At 40.2% G+C, this 15,293-nt stretch carries 13 protein-coding genes; 10 read left to right on the top strand and 3 right to left on the bottom strand.

Annotation, left to right across the window (positions count from 1 at the left end; genetic code table 11):
• Nucleotide 1: 1 nt before the first annotated feature.
• Nucleotides 2-835, bottom strand: a complete 834-nt coding sequence (gene ygiD / locus SK086_RS11250; protein WP_456151912.1) for a 4,5-DOPA-extradiol-dioxygenase — start codon at nt 833-835, stop codon at nt 2-4.
• A 158-nt stretch (nt 836-993) separates the two neighbouring features.
• Here ygiD and SK086_RS11245 point away from each other — a divergent pair, with 158 nt between their 5' ends.
• The 4 genes from SK086_RS11245 (at nt 994) to SK086_RS11230 (ending at nt 6,518) form a co-directional block, all read left to right on the top strand.
• Entirely contained in the window at nt 994-2,238 is a 1,245-nt protein-coding gene (locus SK086_RS11245) for an MFS transporter (protein ID WP_324691715.1), read from the top strand.
• Between the two features lie 88 nt (nt 2,239-2,326).
• Nucleotides 2,327-3,196, top strand: coding sequence for a lipoyl synthase (lipA, locus tag SK086_RS11240; RefSeq protein ID WP_290873398.1), 870 nt, complete (start codon nt 2,327-2,329; stop codon nt 3,194-3,196).
• A 104-nt stretch (nt 3,197-3,300) separates the two neighbouring features.
• A complete protein-coding gene (gene gap / locus SK086_RS11235) occupies nt 3,301-4,296 on the top strand; it encodes a type I glyceraldehyde-3-phosphate dehydrogenase (RefSeq protein WP_324691713.1) in 996 nt (331 codons plus the stop codon).
• A 44-nt stretch (nt 4,297-4,340) separates the two neighbouring features.
• Nucleotides 4,341-6,518 carry an ATP-binding protein gene (locus tag SK086_RS11230; protein WP_324691712.1) on the top strand — a complete coding sequence of 726 codons (2,178 nt, stop codon included), beginning with the start codon at nt 4,341-4,343 and terminating at the stop codon, nt 6,516-6,518.
• Here the strand turns inward: SK086_RS11230 and SK086_RS11225 are convergent.
• Nucleotides 6,515-7,327: a purine-nucleoside phosphorylase gene (locus tag SK086_RS11225; protein WP_324691711.1), complete on the bottom strand. Its 813-nt coding sequence runs from the start codon at nt 7,325-7,327 to the stop codon at nt 6,515-6,517. The genes SK086_RS11230 and SK086_RS11225 overlap by 4 nt on opposite strands.
• Nucleotides 7,299-8,318, bottom strand: a complete 1,020-nt coding sequence (gene lpxK, locus SK086_RS11220; protein ID WP_324691710.1) for a tetraacyldisaccharide 4'-kinase — start codon at nt 8,316-8,318, stop codon at nt 7,299-7,301. The genes SK086_RS11225 and lpxK overlap by 29 nt, the downstream gene beginning before the upstream one ends.
• A gap of 111 nt (nt 8,319-8,429) precedes the next feature.
• Here lpxK and SK086_RS11215 point away from each other — a divergent pair, with 111 nt between their 5' ends.
• The 6 genes from SK086_RS11215 to cphA all read left to right on the top strand — a co-directional run bounded on the left by SK086_RS11215 (nt 8,430) and on the right by cphA (nt 15,274).
• Nucleotides 8,430-8,996: a hypothetical protein gene (locus tag SK086_RS11215; protein WP_324691709.1), complete on the top strand. Its 567-nt coding sequence runs from the start codon at nt 8,430-8,432 to the stop codon at nt 8,994-8,996.
• Complete coding sequence (locus SK086_RS11210) at nt 8,984-9,643, top strand: hypothetical protein (protein WP_324691707.1); 660 nt, start codon at nt 8,984-8,986, stop codon at nt 9,641-9,643. Before SK086_RS11215 ends, SK086_RS11210 begins: the two co-directional genes overlap by 13 nt.
• Before the next feature lie 3 nt (nt 9,644-9,646).
• Complete coding sequence (locus tag SK086_RS11205; RefSeq protein ID WP_324691706.1) at nt 9,647-10,741, top strand: Nif3-like dinuclear metal center hexameric protein; 1,095 nt, start codon at nt 9,647-9,649, stop codon at nt 10,739-10,741.
• A 3-nt stretch (nt 10,742-10,744) separates the two neighbouring features.
• On the top strand, nt 10,745-11,524 hold the full coding sequence (locus SK086_RS11200) for a zinc ribbon domain-containing protein (RefSeq protein WP_324691704.1): 780 nt from the start codon (nt 10,745-10,747) through the stop codon (nt 11,522-11,524).
• A gap of 31 nt (nt 11,525-11,555) precedes the next feature.
• Entirely contained in the window at nt 11,556-12,398 is an 843-nt protein-coding gene (locus SK086_RS11195; protein WP_324691702.1) for an alpha/beta fold hydrolase, read from the top strand.
• Nucleotides 12,399-12,649: 251 nt separating this feature from the next.
• Nucleotides 12,650-15,274, top strand: coding sequence for a cyanophycin synthetase (gene cphA, locus SK086_RS11190; protein WP_324691700.1), 2,625 nt, complete (start codon nt 12,650-12,652; stop codon nt 15,272-15,274).
• The last annotated feature ends 19 nt before the right edge of the window (nt 15,275-15,293 follow it).

The raw sequence follows: 15,293 nt of genomic DNA, 5'->3' as shown, positions 1-15,293 counted from the left end.
TTTATCCTATTTTTACCGAAGTCATCGTCAATGAACCGCCAACTGCTTTATCATTGAAGAAATCAATGGCATCAGTTTTATCTTGTAATCCCAAAGTGTACAATAGCGGATAATAATGATCCGGTGTCGGAATGGCCAATTGAGCAGCGCTGCCTAGTCGTTCATATTGAATTAGTGATTGGACGTCGCCTGCTACAATTTTTTCTTTAAAAACCTGATTGATTTCCCGTGCCCAATCATAACCGTATTCCGGTTCATCCAGTTTGTCCCAAGCAACCATTCTCAGGTTATGCACCATATTTCCACTACCAATAATCAACACTCCTTTTTTTCTTAAAGCAGCCAATTCTTTAGCCAAATCATAATGGTATTGTGGTGGTTTACTATAATCAATACTCAATTGTAACACCGGTATGTCGGCATTGGGATACATATGTCGCACTACTGTCCAAGTACCGTGATCCAAACCCCAATCGTGATCTAAACCAACGGAAGTCGACGTAATTAATTTACTGGTTTCCAGAGCCAACTCCGGACTTCCCGGAGCCGGATATTGTACATCGAAAAGCGCCTGCGGAAAACCACCAAAATCGTGTATGGTTTTAGGAGCTTCCATGGCTGTAATATGGGTTCCGTTAGTTAACCAATGCGCCGAAACGACCAATACCGCTTTTGGCTTGGGAATTTCAGTACCAAGTTTCACCCAGGTTTTTGAAAAGGCATTGTCTTCAATCCCATTCATAGGTGAACCATGACCAATAAACAATACCGGCATCTTACCATCCGTCTCTTTCAAGTCCTTAGACCAATTGTATAAAGGATTTAAAGCCATCATTGTTGTTCCTCCTATTGCTAATTTGATGAAATTGCTTCTATTCATCATACTGATATTTGTATATACAAATGTACAATAAATATCTAAGCAACAACCGATTTACAAAAAAATTAACAGTCACCAAAAAAAGTATATATTTGATTTTAAATAGGTAAACTATGCAACATTTTACAAGACGGGAAAAAATCAAACACTTGCTGGGATTTCCAGTAATTATAGCTTCTCTGGGATATTTTGTAGATATCTATGACTTATTATTATTTGGCATTGTTCGTATTCCCAGTTTGAAAGATATGGGATTAGAAGCTGATACTGTAGGCACCATGATTCTGAATTATCAAATGGTTGGTTTAGTTTTGGGCGGTATCATTTGGGGCGTTTTTGGCGATAAAAAAGGACGCCTTTCCGTGCTTTTCGGATCCATTATCGTTTATTCTTTGGCCAATATTGCTTGTGGTTTTTTACCTCAAATGGATTTTGCTGATAAAGGAATGATTTATGCTTGGCTGCGTTTTATAGCCGGCATAGGACTCGCAGGCGAATTAGGCGCCGGTATCACTTTAGTTTCCGAAACTCTACCTAAAGAACTCCGTGCTATCGGCACTTCCATTATTGCCGGATTTGGTGTATTGGGCGCTGTAGTGGCACAATTCACCGTTGAATTGGCTGGCAGTTGGACCACCGCTTACTTCATTGGCGGCGGATTGGGTTTGCTGTTGCTGGTACTTCGTATTAGTGTGGCTGAAAGCGGCATGTATCAAGCTGTAAAAGAAAATCATACGGTTAAAAAAGGTAATTTTTTCGCTTTTTTTACCAATAAAATACTATTTATCAAATACCTAAAGTGCATTCTTATTGGTGTTCCGATTTGGTATTGCATCGGTATTTTAGTCTTTATGGCCAACCAGTTTGCACCCGAGCTAGGCATTAAAAGTATAGATCCCGGAAAAGCCATTATGTGGGCTTATATTACGACTTCGGTTGGCGATTTCTCCAGCGGATTCATTTCTCATGCTTTGCATTCCAGAAAGAAAACCATTTTGTACATGCTGTTATTCACGCTAATCGGAGTGTTTTTGCTTCTTTTCGGCGGCACTAAAACCGAAAATATGTATTATTTCTATTGCGGTTGGATTGGATTGGGTTGTGGTTTTTGGGCAATGTTTGTCACCGTAGCTGCAGAGCAATTCGGCACCAATTTAAGAAGTACAGCAACCACGAGTATACCGAATATGGTGCGCGGTACCGTTCCGATTATGCTATTGGGCTATGATTATCTGAAACAATACAACTCCATTATTTTATCGGCGGCAATTGTAGGATTGATAGCCTTCGGTTTAGGAATTTATGCGATTTTAACCATCAGTGAAACCCATAACAAACACATGGACTTTGTTGAGTAAAAATCCGCTTTTTAACAACAATTTCTGAATTTAAAAACCATTATTCTTCAATCATCCTTTGTATCTTTGCAAGGCAAAAAAAGCGACTATGGAATCAGTAATCGAAAGCAACCAACCGATTGGCAAGCCAAAATGGCTTAAAGTCAAATTACCTATAGGCCAAAAATACACCGAACTTCGTGGTTTGGTAGACAAATACAAGCTCAACACCATCTGTACTTCGGGCAGTTGTCCGAATATGGGCGAATGCTGGGGAGAAGGCACCGCTACTTTCATGATTTTAGGGAACATTTGCACCCGCTCTTGTGGTTTCTGCGGGGTAAAAACAGGTCGCCCGGAAACCGTGGATTGGGATGAACCCGAAAAAGTAGCGCGTTCCATCAAAATCATGAAAATCAAACATGCGGTAATTACCAGTGTAGATCGCGACGATTTGAAAGATATGGGTTCCATCATTTGGTTTGAAACGGTACAAGCCATTCGCCGTATGAATCCGCAAACGACTTTAGAAACGCTTATCCCCGATTTCCAGGGCAACGAACGTATGCTGGATCGCATTGTAGAAGCCAATCCTGAAGTAGTATCGCATAACATGGAAACCGTGCGAAGATTGACTCGCGAGGTAAGAATCCAGGCCAAATACGATAGAAGTCTGGCCGTTTTGAAATACTTAAAAGAAAAAGGCATCCGCAGAACCAAATCCGGTATCATGTTAGGTTTAGGGGAAACCGAAGAGGAAGTCATTCAAACCATGCAAGACTTGCGAGATAACAACGTTGACATAGTAACTATAGGTCAGTATTTACAACCAAGTAAAAAACACTTACCGGTAAAAGAATTCATCACACCGGAACAATTCGAGAAATACGAAAAAATCGGGAAAGCTATGGGCTTCCGTCACGTAGAAAGCGGCGCATTGGTTCGTTCTTCTTACCACGCGGAAAAACATATTTTGTAAAAGAAAAAAATGTTTAAAAGGTTAAGGGTTTAAAAGGTTTACAATTGTTGTTTAACCATTAAACCATTTCAAACAATATTAAACAACTTTAAACCATCTCCAACTTGAACCAAAAAACACAAATCGCCATCAACGGTTTTGGGAGAATCGGCCGAAATGTATTCCGATTACTCTTGAATCATCCTACTATCGAAGTGGTTGCCATTAACGATATTGCCGACAACAGAACGATGGCGCATTTGATTAAATACGATAGCATTCATGGGGTTTTGCCTTGCGAAGTATCGCATGATGAGCACTCTATTATGGTGGACGGCAAACATTACACCTTCTTCCACGAAAAAGACATTGCTAATTTGCAATGGAATAATGTCGATTTCGTCATAGAATCCACCGGGAAATTCAAAACTTTCGAAGAAATCAGTAAACATCTCAAGGCCGGAGCCAAAAAAGTAATACTCTCCGCTCCCAGCGAAGTTCCCGAAATTAAAACGGTAGTTTTAGGTGTAAATGAAAACATTTTGGATGGTTCTGAAGTCATCGTTTCCAATGCTAGTTGTACGACTAACAATGCGGCACCAATGATCAAAGTCATCAACGAATTGTGCGGTATTGAACAAGCTTACATCACCACAGTTCACTCCTATACAACCGATCAAAGTTTACACGATCAGCCTCACAAAGACTTGCGTCGTGCCCGCGGTGCCAGTCAATCTATTGTACCAACCACAACCGGAGCCGCCAAAGCACTGACCAAAATTTTCCCGGAAATGGATGGAAAAATCGGTGGTAGCGGTATTCGTGTTCCCGTACCCGATGGTTCTCTGACTGACATTACTTGCTACGTAAAAAAAGAAGTGACCATAGAAGAAATCAACGCTGCTTTCAAAAAAGCTGCAGAAACGCACCTAAAAGGCATATTAGCTTATACCGAAGACCCTATAGTTTCAGTTGATATTTTAGGCAATCCCAACTCTTGCCTATTCGATGCCCAACTCACTTCTGTCATTGACAAAATGGTTAAAGTTGTTGGTTGGTACGACAACGAAATTGGCTATTCCTCACGAATAATCGACCTAATTAGGCTGTTAAAAAAATAATTTCTCTATATTTATAGCCCTAACGATTTGTAAACTATCCGATTATGAAGTGGTATTGGCTATGCGTATGGTTGCCAACGATGTGTTTTGCACAAAAGAAATCTGTCGCTACAATTGACAGCACTAAATACTACATCGATTTGGCTGTATTCAATAGAAAAACGGACAACTACAAATCCTCTTTGTACTTTTCGCAAAAAGCCATTAATTTTTCCGGAGCTAATCGGGATAAAAAATCGGAAGCCTTAGCCCAATATTCATTGGCCACAACCTACTACGAATTAAAAAAGTTTGAAGATGCCATTGATGTTTTTGAAAAGTGCATCAAGCTCCTGAGTGCCTATCCGCCAACCACGCAACAAGCCATTTGTTATTACGATATTGGCATGTGCTATATGAATTTAGATGAATTCAACAAAGCGGAAATCTTCTTTAACAAATCCCAATCGGTTTACAGTCTCTTAAAAATTGACGCTACAGAACCTTTGAATTTGCAAAAAGCAATCCTATATAAAAAACGTGGTAAAAATGAATTGGCGTCCAAACTCTTCAATCAAATTATAGCCAAACCGGATCATAAAGACGTCTATAAAATTAAGGCAGAAGCAATGTACCAGTTGGGGATGATTGAACGCGAAGAAAACCACAACAATTTGGCGGTGAACTACCTCAACCGTGCGTTACTGCTCAATGAAAAGAGCAGTGACTTGGAGCAAAAAGCAGCCATAGCATTAGAATTGAGCTTGGCATATGAAAAACTTTTGAACACTGAAAAAGCACATCAATTCCTGAAAGCCCATTTGCAAATAAAAGACAGCTTACTCCTAAACAACAGCGCCAAATTATCGAGTGATGATTTCATGGACTTCAAAGAAAGTGAACGCCTCAAAACGATAGAACAGATGACCAAAGAGAGTGAAATCCAACAAAAAACCAACAAGTTTATCAAACTCATCAGTATTTTGGGGATTGCGCTTATTTCGATTCTTTCGCTATTGAGTTTGTCTTTGTACAAAAACAACATCATCCGCAGAAAATCTAACGAACTGCTCCAAGATAAAAACAAAGAACTGCAAATCGCCAAAGACAAAGCAGAAAAAGCCTCTAAAGCGAGAGCTGAATTCTTGTCTACTGTGAGTCACGAATTGCGTACACCGCTAAACGCCATCAACGGAATTACGCACTTACTAATTGAAGACAATCCGAAAAAAAACCAATTGCATTACCTTAATTCACTTAAATTTTCGGGTAATTATTTGCTGACATTCATCAATGAAATATTGGAGATCAACCGAATTGAGTCGACTAATATCGAAATTGAATACATCGACTTCAACTTCAAGCAACTGTTGGTCGATATTCAAAACTCAATGAATGAAATCGCCGCCAAAAATGAAAATCGCTTTGTCCTTGAAATCGACGACACTATTCCGGAAACCTTATTAGGCGATCCTACTAAACTCTCGCAAATATTAATCAACTTAATCAACAACGCGCTTAAATTTACCCACAAAGGTGAAGTTAAAGTGAGTGCAGTCGTAATCGAAAAAGAAGCCGATTTTTCCCGAATCAAAATCAGTGTAAGTGATACGGGCATAGGCATTCCCGAAGAGAAAAAAGAAACTATATTCGACAGTTTCTCTCAAGGTTCGATCGAAATCAATCGCAAATATGGTGGCACCGGATTGGGTTTAACCATCGTAAAAAAATTAGTCGACTTATTAGGCGGAGAAATTTCACTCGAAAGTGAAGTCGGAGTTGGTACAGTCTTCCAAGTAGAACTCAACCTATCTAACAGCACTAAAGAAATCAAACCCAAAGAAGAGATTACTTATTCGGATGAAATCTTAGACGGCAAATACATTTTGGTGGTAGAAGACAATAAAATCAACCAAATGGTTACCAAAAAAATGTTGGAGAACAAAGGAATACAATGCAAAATCATCGACAATGGCGAAGAAGCCGTGGCAGTGCTCAAAAGCCAACATACATTTGATTTGGTTTTGATGGATGTACATCTGCCGGGCATCAACGGTACCATTGCGACGCAAAATATACGTGAATTCGATCCCAAAATTCCAATTATAGCCTTAACCGCTATCTCCTTGAACGAAAATAGGGAAATGCTATTGTCTTTCGGGATGACAGATGTGATTACGAAACCTTTTGATCCTGAGAATTTCTACCGAGTGATTGCCTATTGCCTTTCCAAGCAATACTAATATTGCAAAATCAACTCTTTAATTAAGTGTCGAACATGAGGTTCTGCAGCATTGGCGGCTTTTAAAACTTCCTCGTGAGTAATGGATTCCAAATGCTCTTCACTACCGATATCCGTGATAACAGAGATGCCGAACGTTTCCAATTCCATGTGACGCGCCACTATAACTTCGGGAACGGTTGACATACCAACACAATCGGCTCCAATGGTTTTCACCATTTTGTATTCGTGTAAGGTTTCAAAAGTTGGTCCTTGTAATCCTAAATAAACACCGTCGAACAATTCGATGCTTGCTTTTTGAGCAATATCTTTTACTTTGGCAATCATTTTCAAACTATACGGTTCACTCATGTTGACAAAACGAGGACCGAAACGAGGATCGTTTTTACCGCGCAACGGATGTTCAGGCATCATATTAATGTGGTCAGTTATAACCGCTATCGAACCTACTTTGTAATTCGGATTAACACCGCCGGAAGCATTGGAAACAACGAGTTTAGTAACACCCAAATACTTCATTACACGAACCGGGAAAGTCACTTCCTGCATAGAATATCCTTCGTAGTAGTGAAATCGCCCTTGCATGGCTACTACTTTCTTATCACCTATGGTTCCGAAAACCAAAGCACCCTTGTGACCTTCTACCGTAGAAACCGGGAAATTGGGAATTTCGTTGTAAGGCAATGTAAATTCAATAGTAATATCATCGGTAAAACTACCCAATCCTGAGCCTAAAATCACACCATATTCCGGTGTAAAATTGGTTTTATTCTTAATGTAACTAACGGTTTCCTGTACCAATTCCCACATAATCTAAAATAATTTGATCAAAAGTCGTTGCGTTTGAAACCAACCGACTCTTGATAGGTAAATAATATAATTGTTTTCGCAAAATTGCAGCCTCCAAACGTACAAAATCCTTTTCGGTTGTGACAATAATTTTTTCTCCGGCTTGCGATTTTAAAGCCTCAATCTCAGCGTTGGAAAAATGATGGTGATCGGGATATGAGATAACCATATCATTTTCAGCCTTCAAAAAATCGAAGAAAGGTTTGGGTTTGGCTATACCGGCCAACAAAATTTTCGTTTTATTTTTAATTTCTGATACCGACAAGCTATCCGTTGCACTGTAAACTTGATCGTCATAATCTACAAAACTGAAAAAAATCGGTTTGTCCAATCCAATCTTTTGCCTGATTTTTTCCTGCGCAATTTCGGAAATCGTATTGGGACATTTGGTGATAATTATCATATCGGCTCTTTGGGCTCCGGAGCGACTTTCCCTGAGATTGCCGGTTGGCAGCATCCAATCGTCACAAAACAAATCGTCATAAGCCGTTAAGAGAATGTAAAATCCGGCTTTTACTTTGCGGTGTTGAAAGGCATCATCGAGTAAAATAACATCGGGCTTATCTTTTTGCGCCAGTAATTGGGAAATCCCGTTTCGTCTGTCGGCATCAACGGCAACTTGTATCTGAGGGAATTTTTGAAAATACTGAAACGGTTCATCTCCGAGGGCTCCCGCATTGGCACTGGCATCCGCCAGAATAAAGCCTTTCGATTTTCTTTTGTAACCTCTACTTAAAGTCGCCACTTTATATTGTGGTGAAAGCAAACGAATCAAATACTCTATCTGCGGTGTTTTTCCGGTGCCGCCAACACTAAGATTTCCAACAGCTATAATTGGAACATCAAAAGCATGCGATTTTAAAATCCCTTTATCATACAGATAATTTCGAATCGAAGTAATAAAGCCGTATAATACAGCTATCGGAAACAATAATTTTCGCAACCAAGTCATACTACGAAAGTAATTATTTAGGACGAATGCACGAATTATTTTTAAATCTTTTATCTTTGAAGCTATAATGTCAAACAGCCAACTTGAATCAACTCAGCTGAACCATTCAACATGAAAACTAAAATTGCATTGTGCTTTTTTATAGGCTTGTTCCAAATTACTGCTTTCGCTCAGGAAGCAGACAATGCGGCTATTCTCAAAATCATACTCACCAAATATTATAAAACTGAAAAGGTTATTGCCAAAGGCCGACTCCAATTATTGAGTCTTTATTGCCACAAAGCACCCAATAATGAAGAAGTTATTGAAGTGATTAACGGACATGAACTCCTGAAAAAAAATGCTGCCGAAATCAAAATGCAAATCAGCATTGGCTTGAACGAAGATTGGTCAAAAGAATACAATTTGCTGTTTGATAATCAACACCAATATTTGAAGAGTAAAGTCAACGATTGTGTTTCCCTGGAAGCATTTCAAGAAATCAGTAAAAAATTCGGTGAAAACAACCAGCGTTTGCTCATCATCAATAAACCGATTTATTTTGCCAAAAACCATTTTGCCTTGGTTAAAGTGGCTTTTTACAGAAACATCGAACACAATAGTGGCCGATTCTTATTGCTCGAAAAAGTCAACAACCAATGGATTATAAAGGAATACTTGAATGAATGGGCAACGTAAATTATAACATAAAAAAAATTATTTGCCTGATAGGTTTCATCACTTGCTTTTCTTGTAAGCAAGATAACCAAGCCATTCAGATAAGCAACCCGGTACCTAAAAGAAAAGTTCAAACGCAAAATGATTATTCCAAATCCAACTTTGATGCGTTCAAAACAGCCCTTTTTGAAAACGACTTGGTAGCGCTAAAATCCTATATGCGATTCCCTATAGAAACCGACACTTATATGTCTTGGCATTATGCCAAGGAGCGAGATGCCGAAGGTGGCGAAGACATTTCGTTGACCAGTGATGAGTATGACCTCAACATGGAACAATTTTTTCCGGAAGCTTTATGTGCCGTGATTAAAAATGTCACTATAGACGAACTGGTAAGAAAAGAGAACATCTCTTTGTCTTTCACTGATGAGGAAGGCAAAGAATATGAAGTGGAATGTATTTATGAAGCCAAACTGAACCAAATCTGTTTCCTGTACATCGAAAAAAATACCATTCATATAAGAGATGAAAACGATAAGAGTCAAACGGAATACACCGAAGCAGAACTCGAAGCTTACCGAACAAAACGGTTTGATGACATCCGTTACTTTTTCGATGTGGATAAAAACTGGCAAATCAAACTTACCAAAATTGACGCTTACAAATAAAATATGAAAATAACAGCAATACTATCGGTTTTAGAAGAAATGGCGCCTTTAGCTTATGCCGAAGATTTTGACAACGTAGGCTTACTCGTAGGCAATGCCAATGCCGAAGTTACCGGAATCTTAGTTTGCCACGATGCGTTAGAAAGCGTAATTGATGAAGCCATTGCTAAAAAGTGCAACTTGGTGGTTTGCTTCCATCCTATTCTTTTTTCGGGCTTGAAAAAAATTACCGGAAAAAATTATGTGGAACGCGCTGTACTCAAAGCCATCAAAAATGACATTGCCATTTATGCGGTTCATACGGCTTTGGACAATCACAAACACGGCGTGAACAAAATTTTCTGCAATGCACTTGGCTTGACCAACACCAAAATATTGGTTCCCAAAAAGAATTTCATCCAAAAATTAGTCACTTACACCATCCCCGAAAATGTAGAACAACTGCGCAATGCCCTATTCGACGCCGGAGCCGGAAAAATTGGCAATTACGAAGATTGTAGCTTCAACTCCAAAGGTATCGGTACGTATATGGGTAACGAAGACAGTAATCCGGAAATCGGTCAACGCTTCGAATTTGTAGCAAACGAAGAGATTAAAATCGAAGTCACTTTCGAGAAACACTTACAGTCTAAAATACTGAAAGCACTTTTCAAAAATCACGTTTACGAAGAAGTAGCTTACGAAATATACGAATTGCAAAATGCCCACCAAAACATCGGACTTGGCATGATAGGCGAACTCGAAAAACCAATGACGGAAGATGATTTCTTAGCCTTTGTGAAAGATAAAATGCAATGCGGCGGCATTCGTCACAGTGCTTTGCTCGGAAAATCCATTCAAAAAGTAGCCGTTTTAGGCGGTTCGGGTAGTTTTGCCATCGGCAATGCCAAACAAGCAGGCGCCGACATCTTTCTGACGGCCGATTTAAAGTACCACAACTTTTACGAAGCTGAAAATCAGTTGGTTTTAGCCGACATCGGGCACTTTGAAAGTGAAAGATTTACAAAAAATTATATTGTTGATTTTCTTAAGGAAAAAATTCTTAATTTTGCCATCATTTTTTCGGAAGAAAATACAAATCCAGTTAAGTACTTATAAAATATGGCGACTACAAAAGAACTAAGTGTTGAAGACAAATTAAGAGCTATCTACGACTTGCAAATCATAGATACCAGAATTGATGAAATCAGAAACGTTAGAGGAGAATTACCTTTAGAAGTGGAAGATTTAGAAGATGAAGTTACCGGCTTGAGCACTCGTTTAGACAAATTAAAAAGCGATTTACTTACTATAGAAGAACAAATCAAAGCCAAAAAAAGTGCCATCGAAGAGCATCAAGCGGCCATTAAAAAATACACCGAACAACAAAAAAATGTTCGCAATAACAGAGAATTCAACTCGTTAACCAAAGAAGTGGAATTCCAAGAATTGGAAATCCAATTGGCTGAAAAACAAATCAAAGAATTAAAAGCTTCTATTGAACACAAAAAAGAAGTAATCGCTTCTTCTAAAGAGCGTTTGGAACAAAAAACAGCGCACTTAAAACACAAAAAAGCTGAATTAAACGATATCATGGCCGAAACTCAAAAAGAAGAAAACTTCTTAATGGAAAAATCAGCCGAGTTTGAAGCCTTAATCGAAGAACGTTTATTAACTGCTTACAAAAGAATCCGTTCCAGCGTGCGCAACGGTTTGGCCGTAGTATCTATCGAGCGTGGCGCTTCTGCCGGTTCGTTCTTCACGATTCCGCCGCAAACACAAGTGGAAATTGCAGCCCGCAAAAAAATCATCACCGATGAGCATTCAGGAAGAATCTTAGTAGATGCTGCCTTAGCGCAAGAAGAAAGAGAAAAAATGCAAGCATTATTTGCTAACTTATAATAAGGAATCCCGACCAGTTCGGGATTTTTTTATGAAGAAAATCCAATACTTTCTACTCACCAAATTGGTTGGTTTGTACATCAACCTCATCAGCTTCTTCCATCCCGAAAAAGCCAAGCAAATCGCCTATACCATTTTCAGCCAACCCCGAAAAGGCAAAATCAAAAACGGAAAACTCCCCAAAACGCTGCAAAGCGCCCAACAAGAAACACTACACTACGATGGCGAAAATTTCCAAGTCTACACTTGGTCGGGCAATGACGAAATCATTCTTCTGCTCCACGGCTGGGAAAGTAATGCCTCACGCTGGAAAAAACTATTGCAATACCTAAAACCACTCGGGAAAACCATCATCGCTATCGATGCGCCGGCGCACGGCCAAAGTACCGGTAAAGAATTCAACGCACCTCGTTATGCCGAATTCATCCATGTGTTACTTCAAAAATATCAGCCTAAAACGCTAATCGGTCACTCCATTGGCGGTGCTGCTATTGCCTTTTATTTGAACAAATATCCCAATGATCATATCGACAAAATTGTCTTGTTAGGCGCACCGTCCAGCTTTAAAAAAATCAGCGATAACTTTATCAGTTTATTGAGTTTGAACAAAAAAGTACAAAATCGTTTGGAACAATATTATCACCAAAAGTTCAACATCCACATTAACGATTTTGCCGGACACTTATTTGCCCAAAACTTCACCCAAAAAGCCATCATTGCTCATGATGCAGACGATTCGGTAATCAAAGTCGAAGAAGGCCGTCAATACGCCGCCGCCTGGAAAAACGCCATCTACATCGAAACCCAAGGCTTAGGCCACAGCATGCACGACAAAACACTCTACCAACAAATAGCCGAATTTGTCAGAGCGTAAAAGCTCGCGCATTCTTGCTATCCATATTCCCGCTATACGCGCTACAAGGTAGCTAGCTTCTATCGGGGCTAGCTAGGTTTTGTCTTTTGTTTCAGCAAACTTTAAACCACTGACTATCAGATTAAAAAAACAAACAGTAAGCACTAAAATTTCTTTTTTGGGTTTTGTTAAAAAAAAGTGTCGGATAAAAACAATTATTTCCTATTTTTAACAAAATCATTACACAATCACATTACAATTCCTTCTACTTTATGAAAATTCTAAAAATACAAGCTTTACGCGGACCGAATCTTTGGAGTGTCCAACGCAAAAAATTAATCCAAATGCGTTTAGACTTAGAGGAAATGGAACAATTTCCAACCAATAAAATCGAAGGTTTTCGCGAACGCATAGAAGCCATGTTTCCTACTATGATTGAGCATCGCTGCTCCGAAGGCGTTCGTGGCGGTTTCTTTTCCCGCATCGAACGAGGCACTTGGATGGGACACGTTATTGAACACATTGCATTAGAAATTCAAACCCTAGCCGGTATGGAAACCGGTTTCGGAAGAACCCGAGAAACCAAAACACCGGGCATATATAATGTAGTCTTTAGCTATACCGAAGAAAGCGTGGGTATGTTTGCCGCGGAAAGTTCAGTGGCCATAGCCGAAGCCCTAATTGCCGGCACCGATTACGATGTGGAAGCCGATATTCAAAAAATGCGTGAAATTCGGGAACGTGTGCGCCTCGGTCCTTCCACAGGAAGTATCGTAGACGAAGCCGTTGCCCGAGATATTCCGTGGATTCGCTTAGGTACTAATTCCTTAGTACAATTGGGTTACGGCGTCAATCAAATGCGCTTCCAAGCAACCATTACTTGTAAAACGAGTAACATAGCCGTTGATATCGCTTGTAACAAAGAAGAAACCAAACGCATGCTCGACTTGGCCTCCATTCCGGTAGCCAGTGGCAGCATTTGCGTAGACAAAGAAGATTTGGAAAACACCATCAAAAAAATTGGTTACCCCATCGTAATCAAACCGCTGGATGGAAATCACGGCAAAGGTGCTTCGATCAACGTAGTCACTTGGGAGGATGCTGTAGCCGGGTTAGAATATGCTAAAAAATACAGCCGACGCGTTATCGTGGAAAAATTCATCACCGGATTTGATTTCCGAGTGTTGGTCATCGACAACAAATTAGTAGCCGCAGCCAAACGCGAACCGGCACACGTAATAGGCGATGGCAAACAAACCATCCAACAACTCATCGACGAAACCAATCGCGATCCGCGACGCGGTTACGGACACGAAAACGTATTAACCCAAATTGACGTTGACAGAGATACTTTAGATTTATTGGAAAAACTCAACTATACGGTTGATTCTGTGCCGAAAAACGGAGAAATAGTCTATTTAAAATCGACTGCCAACCTAAGCACCGGAGGAACATCGATTGATGTAACCGACATGATGCACCCGGAAAATATTTTCTTGTGTGAAAGAATTTCCAGAGTCATCGGCTTAGACATTTGCGGGATTGATATTATGGCGGAAAACCTAACACAACCGCTCAAGGAAAATGGCGGTTGTATTTTGGAAGTCAACGCTGCGCCGGGATTCCGCATGCACTTAGCACCGAGTGAAGGTTTACCAAGAAACGTGGCCGCACCGGTAATTGACATGCTCTATCCGCCGGGCAAACCAAGCCGAATTCCGATTATAGCGGTAACGGGAACCAACGGTAAAACCACCACTACCCGATTGCTCGCACATATTGTAAAAAACAACGGTTACAAAGTAGGATTCACTACTTCCGACGGGATTTACATCCAAAACCACATGATGGAAAAAGGCGATACAACCGGACCATTATCAGCCGAATACATCCTAAAAGATCCAACCGTAGAATTTGCTGTTTTAGAAACCGCCCGCGGTGGTATTTTGAGATCCGGTTTAGGCTTCAGCCGTTGTGACATTGCCATTATTACCAATATTCAAGAAGACCATTTAGGCTTGGCCGACATTCATACGCTGGACGATTTAGCACGCGTAAAAAGCGTAGTAGTACGTTCGGTAAAAAAAGACGGTTGGGCCATTCTTAATGCCGAAGACGAACAGTGTTTGAAAATAGCCAATGAACTGAGTTGCAACATCGCCTACTTCAGTATGGATGAAAATAATCCTACGGTACAAAAGTTCGCTAAAGAGGGCAAAATTGTAGCAGTATATGAAAACGGTTTCATTACCATCAAAAAAGGCGAATGGAAAATCCGAGTGGAGCGCGCTACACACGTACCGTTAACATTAGGCGGAAAAGCCAAATTCATGATAGCAAATGCTTTGGCGGCGACTTTAGCCAGTTATTTATGGGGATTCAAAACGGAGGACATCAGTTTGTCGCTCCAAACCTTTATCCCTAGTGCCGCTCAAACACCGGGGCGTATGAACATATTCGACTTCAAAAAATTCAAAGTCCTTATCGATTTTGCGCACAATCCGGCCGGTTATCGCGGTGTGGAAGAATACCTATCGACTGTTGAAGCCAGCAAAAAAATCGGTATCATTGCTGGTGTAGGCGACCGACGTGATGAAGACATCCGCGAATGCGCTACTATCGCCGCTCGCATGTTTGACCATATCATCATCCGCCAAGAAAAACACTTGCGCGGCAGAACTGAAGAAGAAATCATAGGATTAATCATGGACGGCATCAATGCCTCCGGCAGAAACGTTACCCACGAAATCATCACCAAAGAAGTAGAAGCCATCAAACACGCCATCAACAGCGCTCAAGAAGGTACTTTCATCACTGCTTTAAGTGATGTAGTGACTAATGCTATCGAAATTGTTCAAGAATACTTGGATAAAGAAAACGAGGGCGGCCATTTATAAAAGATGCATTACTAAAAAT

Origin of the sequence: Flavobacterium cheonhonense (assembly GCF_035671315.1) — a bacterium.
Classification (GTDB): Bacteria; Bacteroidota; Bacteroidia; order Flavobacteriales; family Flavobacteriaceae; genus Flavobacterium; species Flavobacterium cheonhonense.
This window is presented reverse-complemented; position numbering and strand designations above follow the sequence as displayed.